This is a genomic window from Dactylosporangium darangshiense (assembly GCF_039537565.1).
GTDB lineage: Bacteria > Actinomycetota > Actinomycetes > Mycobacteriales > Micromonosporaceae > Dactylosporangium > Dactylosporangium darangshiense.
In genome coordinates this window covers 21649-45664 of the sequence record NZ_BAABAT010000028.1, presented here as the reverse complement: position 1 = coordinate 45664, position 24016 = coordinate 21649, and the positions used below count along the sequence as shown (strand labels likewise).

19 protein-coding genes, 1 tRNA gene and 1 pseudogene are annotated in these 24016 nt (G+C 72.2%); 10 read left to right on the top strand and 11 right to left on the bottom strand.

From position 1 onward, the window contains the following. Positions 1-7 precede the first annotated feature (7 nt). From ABD901_RS37555 to ABD901_RS37545, 3 genes are all read left to right on the top strand, one after another. Positions 8-2935, top strand: a complete 2928-nt coding sequence (locus tag ABD901_RS37555; RefSeq protein WP_345134604.1) for a hypothetical protein — start codon at positions 8-10, stop codon at positions 2933-2935. Positions 2936-3103: 168 nt separating this feature from the next. Continuing rightward, on the top strand, positions 3104-4534 hold the full coding sequence (locus ABD901_RS37550) for an Hsp70 family protein (RefSeq protein WP_345134602.1): 1431 nt from the start codon (positions 3104-3106) through the stop codon (positions 4532-4534). 39 nt (positions 4535-4573) lie between these two features. Continuing rightward, complete coding sequence (locus ABD901_RS37545) at positions 4574-4912, top strand: hypothetical protein (RefSeq protein ID WP_345134600.1); 339 nt, start codon at positions 4574-4576, stop codon at positions 4910-4912. Between the two features lie 27 nt (positions 4913-4939). Here the strand turns inward: ABD901_RS37545 and ABD901_RS37540 are convergent, their stop codons facing one another. The 4 genes from ABD901_RS37540 to ABD901_RS37525 form a co-directional block, all read right to left on the bottom strand. After that, entirely contained in the window at positions 4940-5146 is a 207-nt protein-coding gene (locus tag ABD901_RS37540; protein WP_345134598.1) for a hypothetical protein, read from the bottom strand. Positions 5147-5641: 495 nt separating this feature from the next. Continuing rightward, on the bottom strand, positions 5642-8035 hold the full coding sequence (locus ABD901_RS37535; RefSeq protein ID WP_345134596.1) for a tetratricopeptide repeat protein: 2394 nt from the start codon (positions 8033-8035) through the stop codon (positions 5642-5644). A gap of 131 nt (positions 8036-8166) precedes the next feature. Further along, the gene (locus ABD901_RS37530; RefSeq protein ID WP_345134594.1) at positions 8167-8592 is read right to left on the bottom strand and encodes a hypothetical protein; all 426 of its coding nucleotides are present in this window, start codon (positions 8590-8592) and stop codon (positions 8167-8169) included. A 577-nt stretch (positions 8593-9169) separates the two neighbouring features. Continuing rightward, positions 9170-9445, bottom strand: a complete 276-nt coding sequence (locus ABD901_RS37525; protein ID WP_345134592.1) for a hypothetical protein — start codon at positions 9443-9445, stop codon at positions 9170-9172. A gap of 213 nt (positions 9446-9658) precedes the next feature. Between ABD901_RS37525 and ABD901_RS37520 the strand changes: the two genes are divergently transcribed. The 3 genes from ABD901_RS37520 (at position 9659) to ABD901_RS37510 (ending at position 12314) form a co-directional block, all read left to right on the top strand. Further along, a complete protein-coding gene (locus tag ABD901_RS37520) occupies positions 9659-10306 on the top strand; it encodes a class I SAM-dependent methyltransferase (RefSeq protein WP_345134590.1) in 648 nt (215 codons plus the stop codon). Positions 10307-10527: 221 nt separating this feature from the next. Further along, positions 10528-11034 carry a barstar family protein gene (locus tag ABD901_RS37515; protein ID WP_345134775.1) on the top strand — a complete coding sequence of 169 codons (507 nt, stop codon included), beginning with the start codon at positions 10528-10530 and terminating at the stop codon, positions 11032-11034. Between the two features lie 386 nt (positions 11035-11420). Next, positions 11421-12314, top strand: a complete 894-nt coding sequence (locus tag ABD901_RS37510) for a S41 family peptidase (RefSeq protein WP_345134588.1) — start codon at positions 11421-11423, stop codon at positions 12312-12314. Between the two features lie 231 nt (positions 12315-12545). On the opposite strand, the gene ABD901_RS37505 is transcribed toward ABD901_RS37510, so the two are convergent. Both ABD901_RS37505 and ABD901_RS37500 read right to left on the bottom strand, forming a co-directional pair. Then, positions 12546-12641: transfer RNA gene (locus tag ABD901_RS37505), tRNA-Sec, on the bottom strand. A gap of 31 nt (positions 12642-12672) precedes the next feature. After that, complete coding sequence (locus ABD901_RS37500) at positions 12673-14037, bottom strand: M1 family metallopeptidase (protein WP_345134586.1); 1365 nt, start codon at positions 14035-14037, stop codon at positions 12673-12675. Positions 14038-14310: 273 nt separating this feature from the next. On the opposite strand from ABD901_RS37500, the gene ABD901_RS37495 reads away from it, so the two are divergent. Then, positions 14311-16095 (top strand): galactose-binding domain-containing protein, encoded by a 1785-nt coding sequence (locus tag ABD901_RS37495; protein WP_345134584.1) that lies wholly within the window; start codon positions 14311-14313, stop codon positions 16093-16095. A gap of 24 nt (positions 16096-16119) precedes the next feature. On the opposite strand, the gene ABD901_RS37490 is transcribed toward ABD901_RS37495, so the two are convergent. Beyond that, positions 16120-16902 (bottom strand): SDR family NAD(P)-dependent oxidoreductase, encoded by a 783-nt coding sequence (locus ABD901_RS37490; protein ID WP_345134582.1) that lies wholly within the window; start codon positions 16900-16902, stop codon positions 16120-16122. After that, positions 16886-17338 (bottom strand): MarR family winged helix-turn-helix transcriptional regulator, encoded by a 453-nt coding sequence (locus ABD901_RS37485; protein ID WP_345134579.1) that lies wholly within the window; start codon positions 17336-17338, stop codon positions 16886-16888. Before ABD901_RS37485 ends, ABD901_RS37490 begins: the two co-directional genes overlap by 17 nt. Positions 17339-17471: 133 nt before the next feature. Between ABD901_RS37485 and ABD901_RS37480 the strand changes: the two genes are divergently transcribed. Further along, complete coding sequence (locus tag ABD901_RS37480; protein WP_345134577.1) at positions 17472-17840, top strand: hypothetical protein; 369 nt, start codon at positions 17472-17474, stop codon at positions 17838-17840. On the opposite strand, the gene ABD901_RS37475 is transcribed toward ABD901_RS37480, so the two are convergent. The 3 genes and pseudogenes from ABD901_RS37475 to ABD901_RS37465 all read right to left on the bottom strand — a co-directional run bounded on the left by ABD901_RS37475 (position 17837) and on the right by ABD901_RS37465 (position 19900). Further along, positions 17837-18289 (bottom strand): hypothetical protein, encoded by a 453-nt coding sequence (locus ABD901_RS37475; RefSeq protein WP_345134575.1) that lies wholly within the window; start codon positions 18287-18289, stop codon positions 17837-17839. The genes ABD901_RS37480 and ABD901_RS37475 overlap by 4 nt on opposite strands. Before the next feature lie 217 nt (positions 18290-18506). Beyond that, positions 18507-19302: pseudogene (locus ABD901_RS37470) on the bottom strand (alpha/beta fold hydrolase); the annotation flags it as partial. A 43-nt stretch (positions 19303-19345) separates the two neighbouring features. After that, positions 19346-19900 (bottom strand): GNAT family N-acetyltransferase, encoded by a 555-nt coding sequence (locus tag ABD901_RS37465; RefSeq protein ID WP_345134571.1) that lies wholly within the window; start codon positions 19898-19900, stop codon positions 19346-19348. A 60-nt stretch (positions 19901-19960) separates the two neighbouring features. Here ABD901_RS37465 and ABD901_RS37460 point away from each other — a divergent pair, with 60 nt between their 5' ends. Next, a complete protein-coding gene (locus tag ABD901_RS37460) occupies positions 19961-23161 on the top strand; it encodes an AfsR/SARP family transcriptional regulator (RefSeq protein ID WP_345134569.1) in 3201 nt (1066 codons plus the stop codon). Continuing rightward, positions 23158-23949, top strand: coding sequence for an SMP-30/gluconolactonase/LRE family protein (locus ABD901_RS37455; protein ID WP_345134567.1), 792 nt, complete (start codon positions 23158-23160; stop codon positions 23947-23949). Before ABD901_RS37460 ends, ABD901_RS37455 begins: the two co-directional genes overlap by 4 nt. Positions 23950-24016 lie beyond the last annotated feature (67 nt).

Sequence of the window (24016 nt, the reverse complement as noted above, 5' to 3'; positions counted from 1 at the left end):
AGGCGGCATGATCGGGCTGCTGTGGGACATGGTGCGGGGCCGGCGCGGGCAGTTCGTGCTGACCCTGATCCTGGCGGCACTGGCCACCGCGGCCGCCGTGGCCAGCCCGGCCTACCTGGGCACCGTCGAGGAGCAGATCGTCGCCGGGCACCTCGCCGCCGCATCGACGGTCGAGCGCACGGTCGAGCTCGGCGCGACCGTGCCCCGCCTGGACGTCGGGTTCGAGCAGTCGGCGACGCCCCGCCTGGCCGGTCCCGGCCTCACCCAGGTGTTCAGCGCCGAGATCACGATGATCCCGGCCGGGCCGGAGAAGGTCCCGCCCGCGGACTCCCGGCGGGTCGGCTACCGCCAGGACCTCTGCGACCACGTCGTCGTCGTGGCCGGCCGCTGCCTGATGGGCGCCATGGAGGTGGTGGTCAACGAGCGCGCCGCGACCGGCCACGGCGTGCGCCTCGGCGACGCGCTCGACCTGAACGCCGGGGCGTACATCGGCGGCGAGAAGATCTACCGGCCCTCCGGCGACCCGGCCCGGCTCACCGTCGTCGGCATCGTGCGGGCCCGCGACAGCACCGAGCCGTACTGGTGCGGCACCGTCGCCGACGCTGCGGGCGACGACAAGGGAGGTGTGCCGTTCTACGTCTCCCGGGCCACGCTCAACGCCATCGACCACCCCGACGAGGAACAGCACATTGCCGCGTACTTCGGGCCGGACGGCATCACCGTCGCTTCGCTGCCGGCGCTGCGCGCCTGGCTGGCCGCCGCAGGTGTGCAGCAGGACGGCAGCCCTGCGCTGGGCACCCGCCTGCCCGACCTGCTCGCCGAGATCGAAGCCGACGTGGCGCAGGCCCGCGCCACCGCTCCGGTGGCCGCGTTGCCGCTGGCCGCGCTCAGCTGGGCGCTGGTCGTCTTCGCGGCCGCCGCCGCGGCCCGCGCCCGCCGCCAGGAGCTCGGCGTCGTCGCGCTGCGCGGCGTGACCGGGGCGCGCCGCGGCTGGTTCGCCGCCGCCGAGACCGCGCTGGCGGTGCTGGTCGGCGCGCCGATCGGCTACCTGACGGTGGCCGTCCTCAGTGGACGGTACGCCGACCCGCTCATGCTCGCCGCGGCCGCCGTGACCGCGGCCGGCGCGCTCGTGGTCGCCGTCGCCGCCCAGCTGCGCTCGGCCGGCCGCCCCGTCGCCGACCTGCTGCGCGAGACCGACCGGCGGTCCGGCCACTGGCGCTCGCTCACCCTCGAGATTCTCGTGGTGGTGCTCGCCGTGGTCTCCGTCGCCCAGGTGCAGGCTCGCGGCGGCACGCTGTCCGGCGTCGCGCTGCTCGCCCCGCCGCTGGTCATGCTGGCCGTCGGCCTGCTCGCCGCGCGGCTGGTCGGACCGCTCGCCGCCCGGATCGCCGGCCTGGCGCTGCACCGCGGACGGCTGGTCACCGCCCTGAGCGCGACCCGGCTGGCCCGCCAGCCGACCGGCCGGCGGCTGCTGGCGCTGCTCGTTGTGGCTTTCGGTCTGCTGGGCTTCGCGGCAACCGCGACGGACGTGTCCGCCGCGACCGTGGACCGCGGCGCCGACCTGGCCGCCGGCGCCCCGACGGTGCTGACCGTGCGCGACACCACCCGGTCCGCACTGCTGGCGGCGACCCGTGCCGTGGATCCCGACGGGAAGTTCGCGATGGCAGCAGTACCGGTGCCCGCCATGTCCGAGGGCGCCCCTCCCGCGCTCGCCGTCGACTCGGCACGGCTGCCCGCGGTCGCGATCTGGCACCCCGACTACGCCGCGTTGCCGCTGCACGACCTGGCCGCGCGCCTGCAGGCCGTGCCGGAGTCCGAGACGATACGCCTGCGCGGCACGACGCTCCACGTCGAGCTGACCCTGGGCGACCCCACCACTGTGGCAACGACCCTGTACGCCGTGCTCGCGCCGGACAGCGGCGGCCCGGCGGTGGCTCTCGGGTTCGGCGCCCTCGTCGCCGGCCGGCACACCTACGAGGCCCACGACCCGTCCTGCGCCGCCGGCTGCCGGCTCGTGGCGCTGAAGGTCGGCATCACGACGGCCGTCGGCCCGGACTGCCGGCTGACCGTGCACCGCTTGGACGCCGACGGCACCCCGGTCGACCTGGCCCGGCACTGGGAGGCCGCCCCCGCCGCGAAGGCCGTCGCCACCGCCGACGGGCTCGCGCTGACGCTGCCCAGCACCGGCCGCAGCAACGCCGGTACCGTCCGCCCCCTCGACCTCACCGTCCCGATGCCGGTACTGTCGACCGGCCCGCTGCCGCCCGACGGCGCGTTCGGCTTGTTCGACGGTTTCGCGGCGACCGCCGCCGTGGCCGCCCCCTTGCGCGCCGTGCCCGGCGTCGGCCAGCGCGGCGCCCTGGTCGACCTGGAGCGCGCCGACCTGCTCTCCACCGACTCCGGCGCGGTCGACGAGGGCCAGGTGTGGCTCGCCGCGGGCGCGCCGGCCACGGTGGAGAGCGACTTGGCCGCGCACGGCCTCACCGTCGTCTCCCGCCACACGGTCTCCGACGAACGCGCCGCCCGGGGCCGCCGCGGCGCGCCGCTCGCCCTGCGGTTCTTCCTCGTCGCCGGCGCCCTGGCCGCGTTGCTCGGCGCCGCCGGGACCGTGGTGGTCGCGGCGGCCTCCACCGACGCCTACGGCACCCTGCGCACCCAGGGCGTGCCGCGCCGGGTGACCGCGCGGGCCGACGCCGCCACCGCCCTCGGCATTGTGGCCGCCGGCGTCGTCGCGGGCCTGCTGGCCGCGCTCGTCGCGTGGGCGACGGTCGGCCTGTTCCTGCCGTCCCTGTCCATCGACGCGCCACTCCCGTCGCTGGATCCACTGTGGATGGTACTGGCCGCCGGTGCCGCGCTGGCCGTCATCGCCGTGGCCGCCCAGCTGGCCATCCGGCTGCGAGCGTCCCGCCGCAAAGCCCGTCCGGGCGTCTCATGAGACTCGTGTTGTGCGGCCGGGTCTGCGCTGGCTCATTTCGAGCTCGAATGAGGCACTGCCGGCCTATGCGAGCGGGCCGCCGGAACAACGAGCTTCCCTGGAAGCGGATCCGACGTGGGTCAGTAGCCTGATGGCGGTTCGCGGTTCGAATCGGTAGCGTCGCACCCTGTGTCTCCATTCGATGTGCCGGTCGTCGGCATCGACTTCGGCACCTCACACACCGTCGCCGCGCTGCGCGACGCCGGCGGGCGGGTGCGGCCGTTGCTGTTCGACTCGGGGCCGCTGCTGGCCTCCGGGGTGTACGCGGGACCGGACGGGGAGATCCTCGTCGGGCGCGACGCCGACCGGACGGCCCGGATCGATCCCGCCGGGTTCGAGCCCAACCCGAAGCGGCGCATCGACGAGCCGACGGTACTGCTGGGCGCCGGGGAGTACCGGCTCGACGAGCTGATCGGCGCGGTACTGCGGCGCGTCGGGCAGGAGGCCGGGCGGGTCGCCGGCGGGCCGGTGGCGCATGTCGTGCTGACGCACCCGACCGGATGGGGCGCTACCCGCCGCCACGTGCTGCTCGACGCCGCCGGGCGGGCCGGACTTACCGGTGTCACGCTGTGCGAGGAGGCGGTGGCCGCCGGACGGTACTTCGCCGACGTCCTCGGCCATCGCGTCCCCGACGGGCAGACGCTGGTGGTGTACGACTTGGGCGGCGGCACATTCGACGTCAGCGTCCTCGTGCGCGAGGGCAACGACTGGCGGGTCCTCGACAGCGACGGCCTTACCGATGTCGGCGGCGTCGACCTCGACGCGGCCCTCGTCGAGCACGTGGGCCGCGGCCTGCCCGCCGAGGCGCGCGAGCCCTGGCACCGGCTGCTGCACTCACCCGGCACCGAGGAACGCCGGCAACGGCTCACCCTCTGGGACGATGTGCGCGCCGCGAAGGAGCAGCTGTCCCGGGCCGGGCGTGCGGCCCTGCACATCCCCCTCGCCGGTGTGGATGTCCACGTCGGGCGGGAAGAGTTCGAGCGCCTGGCCCAGCCGATCCTCGAGCGCACGGTCGAAGTCACCGAACGGGTGGTGCGCCGCTGCGGCGGCACCGGCCGAACCGCCGGCGTGTTCCTGGTCGGTGGGTCGAGCCGGATCCCGCTGGCCGCCACGTTGCTGCACCGGCGTCTCGGCATCGCGCCGACGGTGCTGGAACAGCCGGAGCTCGTGGTGGCGCAGGGCAGCATCCTCGGCGTTGTCGCGGCCGACCCGCCGCCGGCAGTCGAGCCGGTTCCAGGGCCCGTCCCCGTACCGCAGATACAGCCCGTAGCAGCGCCTCGGCGCCGGCGTTGGCGGCCGATCGCCGCGGTCGCGCTGGCGGTGGCGGCGACGTTCACACCCGCCGGCTACACGATCGTGAACCACGGGCAGCTGGTCCGCGACGGCCGGCCCCTCGGCCGGTACGTCATGTACAGCACGGCCCAGGCCCTGTTCACCATCGAGTGGACCGACGAGGACAATGTGGTCCAGGGCAAGATCACCACGTGGTCGCTGAACTACCAATCGCTCGTCGACGCGTGGACCGCCCGGCTGACCCCGGTCACACCGCAGGCCGGCTGAGCACGTCACCTGCGTGCACAGCCGTGTCACCATGACGGCATGAACGTGTGGTGGTACCTCGCCGGCGCCATGTACGTCATCAGCACGATGCTCTGGCTGCTCGTCAGCGCGAAACTCGCCGCGGCAAACCCCTTCGCACGCCTGCCGTGGTTCAGGCGACCACCGAACAACCCGCGGGGAATCGAGTGGCTGCAGATGCTCGCGAACGGCTCGCAGATCTTCGGAACGCTGTTCGTTGCCGAAGGCTTCTGGCGCAGAGGGAGCAGCAACCCGTACGACATCCTGTGGGGTGTACCGTTCGCCGCCGTCGTGTTCGTGGTGGGCCTGGCCGTGCCGTACGCCCGGCACAACCGCCGAGTTCGGCGCGCCGTGTCGTAAGTGATGACCTCGGCTACGCCGGGCCTTCTACCAGCTCGCCGTCCAGGAGTACCAGGGCGCGTCGATCGCCTGGAACTGAGGCCCCTCCCAGGCGCCGTTGCCGAGGTCGTCGCTCGGGCCGTCGGGGAAGTAGCCCAGCCGAAGTCGTTGAAGCCGAGGGGAGACCGGCCGCCGGAGTCTTCGGCGTAGAAGATGTAGCCGCCGTTCACCGCGTACGACCCGGAGATCTTGCACGAGCCGATCCTGTCCGGCGCGTCGATCGGGTCGAACAGGTCTGGACCGGTCGCCGGCGGCCCGAGCCGCTCCACCACCCGGTCGAAGGCGGCGCGCTGGAAGCACTCGGGGTACGCGGTCGAGGGCCGCGTGACGGCGTACACGACCGCGCCGACGCACACGACCGCGCCGACGCACACGGCCAGCACGACGCCGACCGCCGCCCCGATGCCCCACACTCGCCGCGCGTTCCACATGTCCGCCGAGTCTGCCAGAGCCTGTCGACGCGCTGGGCCGGCAGCTCGGCGTGCCCCTGTCACCGTCGATTCATGAGTGGGCCGCCTTCGCCGTTGACCTGCAATCGCTCCCGACGGCCGTCGGGCACCGCAGCCCCTCAGTGTGAAGTGTTGGTCTGATGCCGCTGCGAGCTCCCGTTCGACGCCTGTGTTGGTGCTGCAGCCTGATGTTGTGCGGTTCGGTGCCGTCGGCCGCTTTACTTCTCAGCCGTACTTGGTATCACCGGTGGCGTCGGTTCCGGATCGCCGCGGCCCGATGCTCCAAGGGTTCGGCTTCCTCGGCCCGGCCCAGGTCCCGCAGGGTGACCGCGAGGTTGTCCAGTCTGAGTGCGGTGTCGGGGTGGTCGGGGCCGAGGGTGGTCTCGGTGATGGTCAGCGCGCGTCGTTGCAGGGGTTCGGCTTCGTCGGCCCGTCCCAGGTCCCACAGGCTGACCGCGAGATTGGCCAGTCTGGTCGCGGTGTCGGGGTGGTCGGGGCCGAGGGTGGTCTCGGTGATGGCCAGCGCGCGTCGTTGCAGGGGTTCGGCTTCGTCGACCCGGCCCAGGTCTCGCAGGGTGACCGCGAGGTTGTTCAGTTTGGCGGCGGTGTCGGGGTGGTCGGGGCCGACGGTGGTCTCGGTGATGGTCAGCGCGCGTCGTAGTAGGGGTTCGGCTTCGTCGGCCCGTCCCAGGTCCCGCAGGCTGGCCGCGAGATTGGCCAGTCTGGTCGCGGTGTCGGGGTGGTCGGGGCCGAGGGTGGTCTCGGTGATGGCCAGCGCGCGTCGTTGCAGGGGTTCGGCTTCGTCGGCCCGACCCAGGTCTCGCAGGGTGACCGCCAGGTTGTCCAGTCTGAGCGCGGTGCTGGGGTGGTCGGGGCCGAGGGTGGTCTCGGTGATGGCCAGCGCCCGCCGCTCTAGTGGTTCGGCCTCGTAGGCCCGGCCCAACGCCCACAGGCTGGCCGCGAGGTTGGCCAGTCTGGTCGCGGTGTCGGGGTGGTCGGGGCCGAGGGTGGTCTCGGTGATGGCCAGCGCGCGTCGTTGCAGGGGTTCGGCTTCGTAGGCCCGGCCCAACGCCCGCAGGGTGACCGCGAGGTTGTCCAGTCTGAGTGCGGTGTCGGGGTGGTCGGGGCCGAGGGTGGTCTCGGTGATGGCCAGCGCCCGCCGCCGCAGCGCTTCGGCCTCGTCGGCCCGGCCCAACGCCCGCAGGCTGACCGCGAGGTTGTCCAGTCTGAGTGCGGTGTCGGGGTGGTCGGGGCCGAGAGCGGTCTCGGTGATAGCCAGTGCCCGCTGCTTGTGCGGCAACGCCTGTCGGTAGCGGCCCTGCGAGTCTTCGAAGGTCGCGTGCTGGCCGAGCAGCCAGGCCAGGTCGAGTTCACCGATCTGGTCGGGGCATTGCTCGGCCAGAGCGGTCACGTGCGGGCTCAGCACCGTCCAGCGTGGCCATCCGGCCACGTCCTTCTCCGGATTGGCGGGTGGCACGGCCTGGCACAGCAGATCGATGGCAGCGCGCAGGATGTCCGCCCGTGCATCGTCGTCGGCGGTGCCGGGTTGCGGTGGGGGCGACGGGGCGCGGGCTGGGTCGGTGCCGGTGGGGGTCTGGGCTGCGGGGTGCGGCATTTGGCTGCGGGTGACGGCCTGCACGAGCCGGTGTGTGGTGATCGCCTCGCCGGTAAGCGTGATCATGTTGTAGGAGACCAGCACTCCAAGCGCCGCATCAACCGCGGCCGGGGTTCCGACCAGCGCGAGCACGTCGCGGGGCAGGTCCTCGGGGGCGTAGCAGGCCAGCAGCCGCAGCAGCCGCAGCGCGAGCGGATCGAGGGCAGTGATGGCGTCCATGGTGACCGACCAAGTCCGGGCCACGGCACGCTGCGCGTCGTCACCGATGGCGACCGTGGCCAGCACCGCGCCCGGGTCGCTGCGCATCCGCTGCAGATACTCGCCGATCCGGGTGCGGGTCTGGCGCAGATAGGCCCCGGCCTGCTGCAACGCCAGCGGCAGACAGCCCAGCTCCCTAGCCAGCACCCCAGCGGTGGCGGTGTCAGTCTGGCCGCTAAGGCGCAGCAGCAACGCGACTGCATCGGGGAGTGTGAGCACGTCCAGGCGCAAACAGCCGTCGGTGATGTCCTGCCAGCCGACGTCCCGCCGTGTCGTGATCAGCACATGCCCTGTTGCGGCGTTGCTGAGCAGCGCCTCGACATCGGCGCGGGCCTCGACGTTGTCCAGGACCAGCAGCCATCCGTCACGGCAACCCAGCCATGTAGTCGCCCATCCGGCCGCGTCGGCCTGCCCGGTGCCAACCGCGCCCAGGTCCGGATGCAGTCGCACCGCCAGCTCCGCCAGCCCGGCCTCCACCGCCTCGGGGCTGTCGGCCAGCACCCACCACACCACCTGGTACCGGCCCCGGTGCCGGTGGGCGTACTGCAGCGCAAGCTCACTCTTGCCGACCCCGCCCAGGCCGTGCACCGCCTGTGCCACCACCCCCGCCCCCGCTTGCACCAGGCGGTCCAGCTCATCGAGCTGGGCGTCCCGGCCGACGAAACTGCGCGTGGGCGGCTTGGGCAACCCGATAAGTCCACCAGGCGGCGCAGGCACCGCCGCCGGGGATCGCAGGGTAACCGCCCCGGCCAGCTGCTGCACCCGCACCTGTGCCTGGGCGCCGTGACCGGTCTGCACGACGCCTGCGTTGTGGCCGACCCCGACCGCACGCTGCCCCGGCACCCACACGACCGGGCCTCGGCCGGCGGGGGTCGAGTCGTGGCCGGGGGAGCCTACCCCTGGCGTTGCCACGCCTGTGCGCCGTCGCCGGTCTGCACGATCCCGCTGTTGTGCTGCACCGCCACCGACCGCTCTCCCGACGCCGCCGGGCCGGTCGGCAGCAGCGAGGCCAGGTCGGCGGCCAGGGCCGGATCGGCGAGGATGGCCTTGCGCAACTGCACCCGCAATGCTGCCACCCGATCCGGGTCGTCGGGTTGCTCGGCCAGATCCGCCACCGCCGCCCCAACCGGCGAGTCAGCGGCCTCGTCCGGCCTGTCGAGGTGCAGGATGCGGTGCAGCAACCGTCGCCCCATGCCTACAGTCGCATCCGCAGTGGCGTCCACGGCCGCGTCGCGGACTCGGTCCACCACCGCCGTGCCGTACGCCGCGACCGCTGCCGTCACGTACGGCACGACCGCCCTGACCAGATCCGCATCCATGTCGGACTCCCACTCGCAAGACATTCCCGCCGATGAGTACCACACCCTTGCACGCACCGTCACCACACCAGCAGGCGATGACTCCGGTCCGTGCCGACAGACCAGGCAACCATTCGGATCGGTCGTTCCGGATGCGCCGCCCGGCACAAACCCCTACCCGGCCGAGATTGCCCGGCTACGGTCCGCCCGGCGCGCCGGTCCCGCACCGCAGCTGGCGACGGGCCCGGTCCAGGTCGAACGGCGGGCCAGCAACAGCGGCGGATCGTGATCGCCGGGCAGAAGATCGCACCCGGCCTCGCCCACGCCGGCAAACCGTCACCATGACCGTCAGCGACACCGAACTCGCCGTCGAATGCGACGATAATGTCCGGATCTGGGTGGCGGAGACGGACAGGAATCGAACCCGCGTGGCCCGGATGCCGGGCCATCTCGGTGTGAAGACCGGACGCCGCGCAACGCTGGCAGCGACAACAGGCGTCCGCCGGGTTGCTGTTGCCGCCGATTTGCCGTGGCCTGCGGCGGCGCCAGCGGCCGTGTTAGCCGCGAGGTCCGGCCACCGCTTGAATTGTGAGCGGGGTCAGCCATCCAGCAGGGTAAAGGCGTCGTTGAGCATGAACAGGCCGGCCCCGGCGAAGATGAGGCCGACGATGCGGGCGAGCGCCATCGCGTCCCGCACCCGTCCGGCGACCTCCCGCGGGCCAGGCGGCGAGGCCCACGGGTTGAACAGGTTGTTTGGGGAATGGCGCACCGATTCTCGGGCGAACCAGGCGGTGAAGCCGCGTAGATTGACAACCAGAGCTGCGCCGACGAGAGAGACCGCCAAACTGATGGCGACCGCGGCGATGGCGCGCATACGAGCAGCGTATCGCGGTGGCGACGCTCATGGTTATCCACCTCGATAGGCTGTTGATGCGCATGCCAACGACCGCGGCGCGGTGTGGTCGTCGAGTTGCCGTCGACACCCCCTGTCGACCCTGCGCGCTGAACTGCATGAACTTGTCATGGTTCCGGCTAGGCGCCCGTACTTCGGCGTCTCCTCGGCGCGGTGCCGTGTCATGATGGCGGGATGATCGACGAGGTGCTGGCCGGCCAGGTCGACTACTACCGCCGCCGGGCAGCCGAGTACGACGCGACGGCATACGGCGACGTCACGGCGGCCCGAGCGCGCATCGCCCGCCTGGTCGCGGACATGCACCCCGCCGGCCACGTCCTGGAGATCGCCTGCGGGACCGGCCTGTGGACGGAGGCCCTGGCCCACCACGCCGCCACCCTGACCGCGACCGACGCCGCCCCCGAGGCTCTGGCGATCGCCCGCGACCGGGTCCGCTCGGCGAACGTCACCTTCGAGGTCGCCGACATCTTCACGTGGCAGCCGGGCATCCGTTTCGACGTGGTGTTCTTCTCGGCGTGGCTCTCCCACGTCCCGACCGACCGGATGGCACAGTTCTGGCAGACGCTGCGCGGCCTGCTCGCCGCCGACGGGCGGGTACTGTTCATCGACGAGCATGTGGGCGAGCGCGGCAAGGAGGCGTACGTCCCGGGCCGCGATGAGATCGTCGAACGCCGCCTGAACGACGGCACCACGTTCCGCATCGTCAAGAACTTCGTGGATCCGGGCCAGCTGACCCTCGACCTGCGCCAGTTGGGCTGGTCATGCACCATCCATCGCGACGGTCCCGACTGGGTCCGCGGCGAGGCTCGCCCCACCACCTGACGCCGTTCGGCGGCGAGCAACGCTCGCCGACACCTGGTGCCGGCTCTGCAGGGTGGCGGTGCCGGACCGTAGTCTTTGTCCGGTCTCAGGACCTCCGTGACACATCGGTATCAGGACCTCGGTGACAAGATCGGTAGGTTGTGTCGGCCCGGTTCGCCTATCGTGTGGCGGTGACCGCGTTTGATCGTGATGCTGATGCTCGGCGGCTTGACTACCGGTTGATGGCCAACACGTTCGTGACGCTGTTCTGGCGTCCCAGCGTCTTCGATGAGGCCGTTCAATGGCTGGCTGGCCATGGATACACGGTCGTGCATCTCGACGCGCGACGCTGGGCGACGGAAGCAGACATGCATCGTGAGGTTGCCAGCGCTCTGGACTTTCCCGACTACTACGGACACAACCTCGACGCGCTTAACGACTGCCTGCGGGATGTCGTCGCCTACCGGTACGGCACCACACGGGAAGCAACCGGTCTCCTTATCGCCTTCAACGGCTACCACGCCTTTGCTGAGGCAGATCCTCGGTGCGCCGCCGAGGTCTTGGACATCATTGCCGGGCAGGCCCGGTCGGCGGCGTTGATCGGCCACCGGATGCTGTGCCTGGTCCAGAGCGACGATCCGCAGATCGCGTTCGAACCAGTGGGCGCTATGCCGGTGTTGTGGAACCACCGCGAATGGCTCGATGCACGCCGGCAGCCTGGCAGCGATCCACACCCTCCGATCGCATGATCGTCTAGCCCGGACGTGTCACCCACGTCCCGAGACTGATCTGGGCGAGTTCAAGTGAAGCCCAACACAGCGGCTGGGACGGCACCGATGGTCATCGAGCGGCCAATTTCCCTGGCTGATCGGCTACCGCACGCTCGGCCCCGCTACGAACACGACCCCCGCAACTACCTGGCCTTCCTTCCTCGGTCTCGTCGCAGCGCTGTGCTGCTACAAGCGACTGATCAAGCCCACCATCTAGGTAACACGTGGTCTCAATAACGCCTGCGCCCTGGCCTTCATGGGAGGTTCCCAGCGGGCGGGGGCGCCGACGGCCACACCTCGTGGCGCCTGGGCCTGCGCGAAAATTCGGCGGTCATCAGGCTGCTTGCGGTCTACCATGGCCCGCCGTGCTCACAAACGAACAGATAATCGGACAGGCCCTGGATCGCATCGAGGCAGGGTACGTCTTTCCCGAGAAGGTCGGGGACATCGACGCCGCGATCCGGCGCCGTCTCGCGGCAGGCGAGTACGACGACCTGGACGGGCCGGTGCTCTGCGAGACGGTGACCGCTGACCTTCAGCAGGTGTGCCCGGACAAGCATCTGCGGCTGCTGTGGGCGGACCAGCCGCAGTCGCTGGATCCAGCGGACGAGGACGAGGGGCGGGCCGCGTTCCTCGCGCTGCTCAGGGCGGAGAACCAGGGGATCCGCCGTGTCGAGCACTTGGACGGGAACGTCGGGCTCATCGACCTGCGGCGCATCGCGTACGCCGTCGAAGGCGCCGGCGCGATCGGCGGGGCCATGCAACTGGTCGCCCACAGCTCCGCGCTCGTCCTGGACCTGCGCGCATGCTCCGGCGGAGCACCGGAGGGAGCCGCGATGTGGTGCAGCTACTTCTTCCGCGACGACCAGGTGCACCTCAACGACTTCTACGAGCGGTCCACCGGCGCCACACGCCAGTTCTGGACGACCGCGCACCTTCCCGCGCCGCGCTATGCCGACCGCCCGGTCTACGTGCTCACCAGCGCGATTACGTTCTCCGGGGGCGAGGACGTGGCGTACACCCTTCAGGCGCACGGCCGGGCCGTCGTCGTCGGTGAGACGACACGTGGCGGCGCGCATCCGACGGCCCGCTACGCGGTCACCGAACACATCCTCGTGACCGTGCCGACCGCCCGGACCATCAACAGCGTCACCGGCAGCAACTGGGAAGGCGTCGGAGTGGTCCCCGATGTACCCGTCCCGGCAGACCAGGCACTCGACACGGCACTCAAGGCCATCTCGGCCACCTCGGGCGCATAGGCGGCCGCGTCGGCGGCGTTCGCTCGAACGCGGGGCTCGGGTCGACCCGAGCCCCGCATGGACGCCGAAACCTACAGGTTCGGCGTGTCACCGAAGCCGGTGGACAGGCGACTACCCAACGTCACCCACCGTTACGCGGAATGGCTCAGTGGGATTCGATGGCCCGATCGGGTCCCAGGCTCCGTTTGCCGTAGATGCGCAGGTCACGCGGCTTTCGCGCGACCTTGCAGGTGGCGGAGACGGACGGGAATCGAACCCGCCTGGCCCGGGTGCCGGGCCACCTCGGTTTTGAAGACCGGGAGGGGCACCAGCCGCCCTCACGCCTCCGCCGAACAGACTAATGCAACCGGACCGGCCGTCAGCCGTCGATGCGGTGCGTGGTCCAGAACGACGCGAGGCTCGTCGAGCCCGCGGCGGCCTGGGCGGCGGCCTTGAAGTCGGGGACGGTGGAGACGCCGTACCAGTGGGACTGGGCGTACGAGTGCATCAGGTTCGTCATCGTCGTCGTGCCCAAAGTTCGGCGCAGGTCGTGCAGGGCGCATTTGCCGTAGCCGTAGACGACGGTGGAGTAGCGGCTGGAATGGGCGTCCCAGTAGGCCATCGAGCTGGTCAGGCGCTCGCTCGAGGACTGCCATGTTACCGAGTTCCAGCAGTTCGTGCCGGTGCGGTTGAAGTACAGGTCCGTGGCGTAGTCGGTGAAAGCCTCGTCCAGCCACGGTGTGGTGTACTCGTCGTCGCCGACGATCCCATAAAACCACTGGTGCGCCAGCTCGTGGGCCAGGGCGTTGCTCGAGACCACGTCCAGGACGAAGCCCGGGTACTCCATGCCGCCGAACCAGAAGTTGTTGTCCAGCACGACGTCGGCCTCGGTGTACGGGTACGCGCCGAAGCGCGACGAGTGCGCGTCCAAGGCGTTCTCGGCCGTGGTGAGCATCGACTGGGCGCTGGACGAGCTGATGGAGCTCGTGCGGTACACGTTGACTCGGTAACCGGCCGCGGAGACGCCCGTGATCTTCGTGAACGGGCCGGCGGCCCAGGCGAAGTCGCGGACCTGCGCTGCGACGGCGTGGGTCAACGTGCGGCCGCTGGCGCCGGGGGTGTCGGTCGACGTGCCCGTCGCGGGGACGGCGAGCGACGTCGGGTGGTCCAGGGTGACGTCGAAGTCGCTGATGAGGCTGTAGAACGACTCGCCGTTGTTCGTGTACGGGTCGAGGTGCCAACCCGTGCCGTCACGCACGGCGAGCACCGGGAGGGCGTTGCCGATGAAGTTGTACGCCCCGTCGCGGCCGAACCGGTCCGCGCCGCTCGGCACCGTGATGCTCAGGTCGAACCCGATGGACGCGGAGGCGTTCTGGGGCAGGGGCGCCGGCAGCGTCACCTTGAGCGCTGTGCACCCGACGGTGAGCGATTCCGCGGTACCCCCGGAGAAATTGCTGACCGTGATCGGAGTGCTCGACGGGCACGTGCCGTGGTAGTTGTCCCACAGGCGCAGGTAGACCTCCGCCAAGGCGGTGGGTGAGGTGTTGGTGAACGTGACCGCCTCGTGGCCGGTCCACGAGGCGCCGGTGCTGTTGCTGGTGAGCGTGACTGTGTAGCTGGCCAGGCCCGGGGTGCGGGTCGTGTCGACCGCGGCATGCGCGGCGGGTGCGAACGCCCCGACGGCTACGGCGGTGACGACGGTGGCGGCCGCGGCGGTGAACGCGGCCCGGATGCGGTGGCTCATCCTGGATTCCCTTCGTGGGGGGTGCGGTCAGGATCCGAGCGGCACTGATGAATGTCAATGAATGGCCACCCCTGCCGGACCCTCGCCGAAGCCGGGCCGATCCCGGCAGGAAATCGCTCTCCCCACTTGACGGCCCTGGGGGCGATGGGGGTAGCGTGCGACTGAGAGAGCGCTCTCTATCTCACTCTCACAGCGCCCGCCCGGGGCCGTGCCGATCCGCCGTCGGCACCCCAACCGAGCGGCCGGTCGGGCGCACACCCCACGAGGAGAGCCATGCACAACCCCGATCAAGAGCGTCCACGCCGCCGCGTGTGGACCGCCGCCATCACCGCCGCTGCCACGGTGGCGCTGGTCGGCCTGACCGCGGTCGCCTACGCCGGCACGTCCGGCAGCGACAGCGCCGCCGTCGCCGCGGCCGCGGCAGCACCCGCACCGCCGCCCGGGTTCACGCTGACCTGGAGCGACGAGTTCAACGGGGCCGCGGGCACCGGCGTCAACACGGGCACGTGGAAGTACGACACCGGGCCGGGCAGCAGCTTCGGCACCGGCGAGATCGAGACCATGACCAACAGCACCGCCAACGTCTTCCAGGACGGCGGCGGGCACCTGGTGCTGCGCGCCCTGCACTCGGGCACCGACCCGCGGGCGGGCTGGACCTCCGGGCGCATCGAGACGCAGGCGGCCACGTTCGGCGCCGACGCGGGCGACGTGGTGCGCATGGAGTCCTCGATCCAGCAGCCCAACGTGACGACCGCCAACGGCGCCGGGTACTGGCCGGCGTTCTGGATGCTCGGCTCGACGCTGCGCAGCGGCACCCCGTGGCCGACCAGCGGCGAGGTCGACATCCTCGAGGACATCAACGGGCGCAGCTCGGTCTTCGGGACGCTGCACTGCGGTACCAACCCGGGCGGCCCGTGCAACGAGTCGACCGGCCTCGGCAGCGGTGAGCGCGCCTGCGCGGGCTGCCAGACCGGGTACCACACCTACGCCGTGGAGATCGACCGGTCCAAGTCGCCGGAGGAGATCCGCTGGTACCTCGACGGCGCCAACTACTTCACGCTGCCCGCGACCCGCGTGGACGCGACGACGTGGAACAACGCCGTGCACCACCCGTTCTTCATCATCTACGACCTGGCGATGGGCGGCGGCTTCCCCGATGCGTTCGGCGGCGGCCCCAACGCCAGCACCATCTCCGGCGCGCAGATGAACATCGACTGGGTGGCCGTGTACAACAAGAAGGGCGGCACCACGACCACGCCCCCGCCCGGCAACAACATCGCCCAGGGCAAGCCGACCACGGCCTCCTCGAGCGAGAACGCCACCCTCGGCGCCGGCAACGCCACCGACGGCAACACCGGCACCCGCTGGTCGAGCGCGTTCAGCGACCCGCAGTGGCTGCAGGTCGACCTGGGCCAGTCGTACAACATCACCAGCGTCAACCTGAACTGGGAGGCCGCCTACGCCAGGGCCTTCCAGATCCAGACGTCCAACGACGGCACCAACTGGACGAGCATCTACAGCACCACGACCGGCACCGGCGGCAACCAGACGCTCAACGTGACCGGCTCCGGCCGCTACGTGCGCATGTACGGCACGCAGCGGGCCACCGCGTACGGCTACTCGCTGTACGAGTTCGGCCTCGCCGGCACCCCGGGCGGCGGCACCGGCGGCGCCAACCTGCTCTCGCAGGGCCACCCGACCACCGCGTCGTCGACCGAGAACGCCGGCACCGGGGCGGCCCTCGCCACCGACGGCAACACCGGCACCCGCTGGTCGAGCGCCTTCAGCGACCCGCAGTGGCTGAGCGTCGACCTCGGCGCCACGCACAGCATCAGCAAGGTGAACCTGAACTGGGAGGCCGCCTACGCGCGCGCCTTCCAGGTCCAGACGTCCAACGACGGCACCACCTGGACCACCATCTACAGCACCACCACGGGCACGGGCGGCAACCAGACGCTCAACGTGACCGGCTCGGGCCGCTACGTGCGCATGAACGGCACCCAGCGGGCCACCGCCTACGGCTACTCGCTGTGGGAGTTCCAGGTCTACGGCACCTGACCCGCCACGGGGGCGCCGGGCCCGTCAGGTCCCGGCGCCCTTCGGCATCGGCGTGAGAAAATGCCCGTCGGCCCGCACGGCCTGCCCGGTGACATTGGTGTTGCGCGCCGAGCACAGGAACACGATCACCTCCGCGACCTCGCCGGCCTCGCTGACGCGCCGGATCGCCGCGGCGTCGGCGGCCTGTTGCTGTACCGCCGGCGGGATCGGCTTCCCGGCCGGCACGAACCCGGCCATGACCACGTTGGTCAGGATGCCGGCCGCCGCCAGCTCCCGCGACATCACCCGGTTGAGCCCGTGCAGCCCCGCCTTCGCGGTGACGTACGCGGCACTGCCCGGCATCCCGTCCTCGACCAGCCCCGTCGACACGTGCGCGATCCGCCCCCACCCGCGCCGGCGCATGCCGCCGACCACCGCCCGGCTCAGCAGGTAGGGCCCCTCGAGGTTGGCCCGCAGCGAGGCCCGCATCTTCTCGACGGGCGCGGTCTCGAACGTCTCCCCGGCCGCCGGGAAGCCCGGCCATGCAACGGCATTGTTCACCAGTACGTCGACGGGCCCCCACATCTCGCCGATGCGCTCGACAGCGCCCGCGATTGAGCGCTCGTCCCCGAGATCGAGCCGGACCGCGGCGGCCGTCCCTCCGCCCGTCTCGACCGCCGAGACCGTTTCCGCCGCTCCCGTTTCATTGATGTGGTACCCCACCGCCACCCGCGCCCCCGCCGCCCCGAACGCGACGGCGGTCGCCCGCCCGATGCCCGAACTGGCCCCCGTCACCAGCACGCAGCGCCCTTCAAGCCCGAGATCCATCGTCGTCCGGCTCCTTCCCCGTCAGGTTGTCGGCACACCGCCGCAGCAGTCCCCGTAGCTGCACCCGTTCGTCCGCACTGAGATCGCGAACCATCACGTCCTCGACCTCGCGCCAGCAGCCCACGACGCCGTCGAGCAGCCCCGCCCCGCGCTCGGTCAGGAACAGCCGGCTGCCGCGCCCTTCCCGCTCGACCCGTACGAGGCCCTGCCGCGCCATCCGCGCGACGGCTTTCGCAACGGTCGGCTGCTCGACCCCGAGCCGCGCGGCGAGCGAGGTCTGCGAGATCCCCGGCGTCTGCGCCAGCTCGAACACGACGCGTTCCTGCCCGAGGTGCAACCCCTGCTCGGCGAGCAGCCTCTGCATCCGCCCCCGGTGCGCGAAGGCCACGAGCGCCAGCGCATACCCGACCGGCGCATGATCGCCCGGCGACGACACCGAGCCCTCCTTCGAATAGCCGGCTATGTTTCCCGCAACGGTACCTCATGTGACGCGGGAACAGCCTCGACGAGCGCGGCCGACGGCCGAAATTCCTCGTCCTCCACGCGAGGACCGTAGGATCATCGCCCCGATGAACAGTGAACCGCCGGAGGGCTCGCGAGCGCGTCGAGATCGCGAAGCGGCCGAACACGTGCTGGGTCGCCCGCTGAGCCGGCAATGGCCCGCGGGCGCGCTACCCGCCGGAACCCGGGTGCGGGTCGTCAAGGACCCCGAGTGGGACGGCCCTTGGCAGGCCGAGTTCCTCGGCGTGATCGACACGGTCGGCGCGCCGGAGCCGGTGGTGCACGCCATGGCCCGCCCCGGCGAGCTCAAGTACTGGGTCAGCTTCGACACCCCACAGCTCGACGCCGCCGGCGACGGCCTGTACCGACGTGCACAGATCTGGGATCGCTACCTGCGGCCGGCACCGCCCGACTCCACGAAGATCCCGGCCGGCTAGGGCTTGCGCCAGCGGGCGCGAGCTTCGCCGGGCTTGCGGATGCACTGCATCAGCGTGCCGGCCGATGTGTACCCGATCGCCCCTTCCGGTGAGCAGAACGCCCCCGGCGTGACCGGCTTTCCGGCCGGCGGCGCGGGCGGCGTGGTCTTCGGCGCCGGCGGCTTGGTGGTAGTGTGCGGCGCCCCCGGAGTGGGGTTCTTCCCGGCCGGCCCCGTAGTCGGCACACTCGGCGGCGCGACGGTCGGCACCGTGGCAGTGGCCGCGGGGACCGGCGACATCTCCTGCGACGCCGACGCCGACGGCGATGCCGAGGAAGACGGCGATGCCGAGGCGCCCGCGACGAGCCAGCCCGTGTGCTGGGCCGACGTCCCGTCCGGGCCGCAGGCGGCCAGTCCGGTGGCGGTCACGGACGCCGCGGCGAGGGCGACGATGAGACGGCGAATGGTCATCGCCGCATCGTCTACCTGCGGAAACCGGAATTGATCGGCGCCGCGGCCGCCGTGCGCTGCCGATCGTCGCGTTGGCCGCCGGACGATCGGCTTCCCCCGTTCGAGCACGTGCGCCGCCGCGTTGGTGCTTCCTTCGCCGGTCCGCGGCCCAGGCGGCGGGCAGCTGGTCGAGCACGTGCGGCGCCGCGTTGGGTGCTGCCCGACCGGCCGGCGGCCCGGGCGGCGGGTCAGCTGGAAGTCGAGAGGAACTCCTCGATCAGATCGGGAAGGGCCGGGGCCGTCGTGATGTCGTAGTGCGTGTGGCCGGGCAGGATCGCGAGGCGGTTGAGGCCGCGCTTCGAGCCGTCCCAGTCCGCGTCGCGCAGCCCGCCCCCGAGCAGGGCGTAGAACTCGGCCATGTGGGACGGCGGGATGGAGTCGGCGTCGGCGTAGACCAGCATGGTGGGTGCGGTGATGCGGGCGGCCTCCGCCGACCAGTCGTAGTCGCGGCGCAGCAGGTCGCCCATCTTCGTGGCCAGCACCGGCCAGTCCTCGACCCGCGGGGCCACCCGCTCGTAGCCGGCGTAGAGCGGTGAGGCGCGCATGACCTCCGCCGACTCCGGCCCGATTTGGGCCATGCCGGCCAGCACCTCCGGGAACCAGCCCGTGCGCCGCACCGGGGTCGACACCACGATCAGGCGCCGCACCGCGTCCGGGTGCTGGATCGTGGTCCGCAGGGCCGTGCCCGCGCCGAGGGAGTAGCCGAGCACGTCGGTGCGGCCGAGGCCGAGGTGGCGGATGAGCGCGGCGATGTCGTCGCCCATCGTCTCGTATCGCAACGGCCGGTCGACGTCCGCCGTGTGCCCGTGTCCCTGCAGCTCGACGGCGATGACCCGCCTTCGCTCCGCCAGCGCCGTCAGGAACCCGCCGAACAGCTCGATCGTCCAGAACCCGCCGTGCAACAGCACCAGCGGCTCGCCGTCCCCATGCTCCTCGTACCACAAGGAGACCCCGTTCACCTCGGCGTACGTCATGCAACTGACCCTAGTCGCCGGGTACGACACTTTCCGCCGTTGCCTACGGACCGCGCTGGATGAGGGTGGCCGACCACTGCGGGCGGAGCAGGCCGAAGACGGCGCTGTCGTGGTAGTGGCCGTCGAGTTCCAGGGAGAAGTCCCGCATCGTGCCCTCGCGGGTGAAGCCGAGCGACGTGAGCAGGCGCACCGAGCGGTGGTTGTCGGCGATGGTGTGGGCCTGGATGCGGTGCAGGCGCATCGTGGTGAAGCCGTAGCGCAGGATCGAATGTGCCGCCTCGGCGGCGTAGCCGTTGCCCCAGTGCTCGCGGGCGATGTCGTAGCCGAGCTCGGCCCGCCGGTGCCAGCGCTGCCAGCTGTGCAGGCCCATCAGGCCGATCACCCGGCTGTGCAGCTCCAGCGCCCAGTGCCGGCGCAGGTCGGCGGTTTCGGCCAGGAGGTGCTCGATGAACGCCTCCGACTCCTCAACCGTGCGCAGCGGCTCGTCGTTGTACCGCTGGACCTCCGCATCGCCGCGGAACAGCAGGACGTCGGCGGCGTCGGCAACGGTAGGCTCGCGGAGCACGAGCCGTTCCGTGTGGATCGGCTGCAGGACCACGAACGGCACCCTAGACCAGCTCCGCAGGTGCCGCACCGACGGGAGAGCACAATCGGGGGCGTGTGGATCGGCCTGCTGGGACCGCTCGAGGTCCGCGCCGGCGACGGCGCGCCCGTCGAGGTCGGCGGGACGCGGCTGCGCGTGCTGGTCACCCTGCTGGCGCTGGAGCCGGGGCGGGTGGTGCCCGCCGCGCGGCTGGTCGACGGGGTCTGGGGCGAGCACCCGCCGTCGGGGGCCGGTAACGCGCTGCAGTCGCTGGTCTCGCGGCTGCGCCGGGCGCTGCCCGAAGGGGTCCTGCAGGCGCGGCCCACCGGGTATCTGCTCGACGTCGAGCCCTCCGCCGTGGACCACGTGCGGTTCGAGGAACTGGTCCGCCAGGCTCGGGCTGCCCAGAGTAGCGAGCCGGCGGCCGCGGTCGCGCTGTTCCGGGCGGCCGAGGGGCTGTGGCGCGGGCCGGCGCTGGTCGACGCCGACGACGCGGCGTTCGCCCGGCCGTGGCGGGCCCGCCTCGACGAGCTGCGTTTCGCCGCGACCGAGGACCGGCTCGAGGCCGAGCTGGGGATCGGGGAGCGGGTCGTCGCCGAGCTCGAGGCCCTGGTCGCGGCCCATCCGCTGCGCGAGCGGCTCGTCGGGCTGCTCATGCGCGCGCTCGCCGACGCCGGGCGCGGAGCCGAGGCCCTTGCGGCGTTCGAGCGCTGCCGGGGCCGCCTCGCCGAGGAGCTGGGCGCGGACCCGTCGGCGCAGCTTGTGGACGTACACCTAGGGATATTGCGGGGCGAAGCCGAGCGGGACCGCCGCGAGCCCGCCGCCGGCAACCTGCGCGCGCCGCTGACGAGCTTCGTTGGGCGGGACGCCGAGGTCGGTGCGGTCCGGCGGCTCGTCGGGGCCGGGCGGCTCGTCACGCTCGTCGGGGCGGGCGGCGCGGGCAAGACGCGCCTGTCCGTGGAGACCGGTCGCACGCTCGGTGAGCAGATCCCGGACGGGGTGTGGCTGGTCGAGCTGGCGCCGGTCACCGACGCGGACGACGTCCTGCAGGCCGTGTGGGCGGCGCTCGGGCTGCGCGACCCGGCCGGGCGCCCGAAGCAGGGGCTGATCGGCGCGGGGCCCGATCCGGACGCCGCCGACGCGCCGCGGCGGCTGGCCAACGCGCTCGCGCACCGCCGGCTGCTGCTCATCCTCGACAACTGCGAGCACGTCATCGGCGCCGCCGCCGCGCTCGCCGAGCGGCTGCTGGGCGAGTCGCCGCACCTGCGCATCCTGGCGACCAGCCGCGAGCCGCTGGGCATCACCGGCGAGGTGCTCTACGGCGTGGAGCCGCTGTCCCTGCCGCCGGTCGACGCCGAGCCCGCCGACGCCGAGACGTTCCCGTCGGTCCGTTTGTTTCGAGACCGGGCCGCGGCGGTACGACCGGGGCTCGTCCTCGACGCCGCCACCGTTGACGCCGCGGTGCGCATCTGCCGCGCGCTGGACGGCATGCCGCTGGCGATCGAGCTCGCCGCCGCGCGCTGCCGCACCCTCGCACCGGCGCAGATCGCCGACCGGCTCGACGACCGGTTCCGGCTGCTGACCCGGGGCAGCCGCACCGCCCTGCCGCGGCACCAGACGCTGCGCGCCGTCGTCGACTGGAGCTGGGACCAGCTCGGCGAGCCCGAGCGCGCCATGCTGCGCCGGCTGGCGATCTTCCCGGGCGCCGCCACCGCGGAGTCGGCGGCCGCCGTGTGCGACCCGGACGGGCGCCTCGGCGACCCGGAGGAGCTGCTCACGACGCTCGCCGAGAAGTCGCTGCTGCTGGCCGGCGACGATCTGCGGTACCGCATGCTGGAAACCATCCGCGCCTACGGCCTGGAACGCCTCGACGAACACGGCGAGACCGACGAGGTCCGGCGCCGGCACGGCGCCTGGTTCCTGGCGCTCGCCGAGCGCCTCGAGCCCCTGCTGCGCACCGACCGGCAGCTGGAGGCGCTCGACGAGCTCAACGCCGAGCACGACAACCTGCACGGGGCGCTGCGCCGGGCCATCGCCGCCGGCGACACCGAGCTCGCGGTGCGGCTCGTCTCGGTCGTCGGCTGGTACTGGTGGCTCGGCGGGCACCGCGTCGAGGGCGCCACCCTGGCCGTCGCCGCGCTGTCGATGCCCGGCCCGTCCGACCGCGAGGCCCGCGCCATGGCGTGCGGCGTCGCCGCCGTCAACGGCTTCGACGGGCTGGGCGACACCGACATGCTGGACAGCTGGTTCCAGGAGGCGATGGGGTACACCGGGGCGCACCCCATGTTCCGCCTCTTCCAGGTCGTGGCGTTCCTCTACCGGGAGGGCCCGACCAGCGGCGTGCTCGAGCGCATCGGCACGCTGTCCGACGACCCCGACCCGTGGATCGCGGGCCTCGGCCGGCTCCTCGTCGGGCACACCCTGATCAACGTCGGCGCCAAGTTCGGCGAGGCTGAGGTCGCGTTCCGCGCGTCGCTGGACCGCTTCCGCGGCATCGGCGAGCGCTGGGGCATGTCGTTCGCGCTGGCGGCGCTGGCCGAGGTCGCCGGGCGCGAGGGCCGGCACCGGGAGGCCATCGGGTACTACGAGGAGGCCCTCACCAACCTCCGCGCGCTCGGCGCCACCGAGGACCGGCCGGTGACCGAGGTGCGGCTGGGCCAGGAGTACCTGCTCGTCGGCGACGCCGAGCGCGCCGACGCCGTCTTCGCCGAGGCCCGCCGCACCGCGCTGCGCGCCGGCGTGCCCGACAGCATCGCCTTCGTCGAGTACGCCTTCGCCGACCGTTTCCTGCGCGCCGGCGACATCGAACAGGCCCGCATCCGCTTCGCCCGCGCTCTCGAGCTCGTCGGCGGCAACCGCGTCTCGTCGCAGATGCTCGGCCTGCTGCACAGCGGCCGGTCCCTGGTCCTGGCGCACGACGGCGAGCACGCTGCCGCGGCCGAGGGGCTGCGCACCGCGATCGCCTACGGGCGGGCCGCGTTCGACGCCGCCATGGCCGGCGCGGCGATCGACGACGGCGCCGAGGCCGCCCTGCTCGCCGGCGACCCCTACCGCGCGCTGACGCTGTGCAGCGTCGCCGATACCGTGCGCGGCGGCCCCGACCAGACCCGCCCGTGGGCGGCGGCGGTCGCCGAGCGGGCCCGCGCGGCGCTGACCGACGCCGACGCCGCCGCCGCGGTCGAGCACGGCCGAAAGGCGACCATGGAGAACATCCTCGAATATTTCTCCGCCGGGGATGTCGAGAACGCCGGAGGCGGCGGCGACGTACCGGCATGACTGACACACTCATGGACGGTTTGGGCATCCCGGAGTCGGCGCGCTGGCACGACGGGCGGCTGTGGCTGGGCAACTGGGGCGCCGGGGAGATCCTCGCCGTCGACCCGGACGGCAAGGCCGAGGTGATGCTGCGCCTCGACACGATCCCGCTGTGCTTCGACTGGCTGCCCGACGGGCGGCTGCTCGTCGTCGACGGCGGCGGGCGGCGGCTGCTGCGCCAGGAGCCCGACGGCACGCTCACCACGCTCGCCGACCTGCGCCCGATCGCCGACGCGCCGTGGAACGAGATCGCCGTCGACGCCGCGGGCAACGCCTACGTCAACAGCATCGGCTTCGACTTCCCCGGCGGGCAGTTCGTGCCCGGCCTGGTGGCGGTGGTCACGCCCGACGGTGAGGCCCGCCGCGTCGCCGGCGACCTCATGTTCCCCAACGGGATGGTGGTCACGCCCGGCGGCGAGCTCGTCGTCGCCGAGTCCTACGCCGCCCGGCTCACCGCGTTTCGCATCGCGCCCGGCGGCGAGCTGACCGACCGCCGCGTGCTGGCGAGCGTGCCGGACTCCGCGCCCGACGGCATCTGCCTCGATCAGGGTTTCATCTGGTACGCCGAAGTGCCCGGCAAACGCTGCGTCCGCGTCTCGCCATCGGGCGACGTCGACCGGGTCGTCGAGGCCGCGGACGGCTGCTTCTCGTGCGTGGTCGGCGGCTCGACCCTCTACATGCTCACCGCCGGATGGGGCCCGGCGGGCCCGACCCCCGGCAGCGGACGAGTGGTCCCCGTCACTCTCTAGCGGCGTAAATGCGTTGTCCAAACCCGGGTCCCGGAGCACGCTGGTGAGTCGCAGCAAACTCATCCGG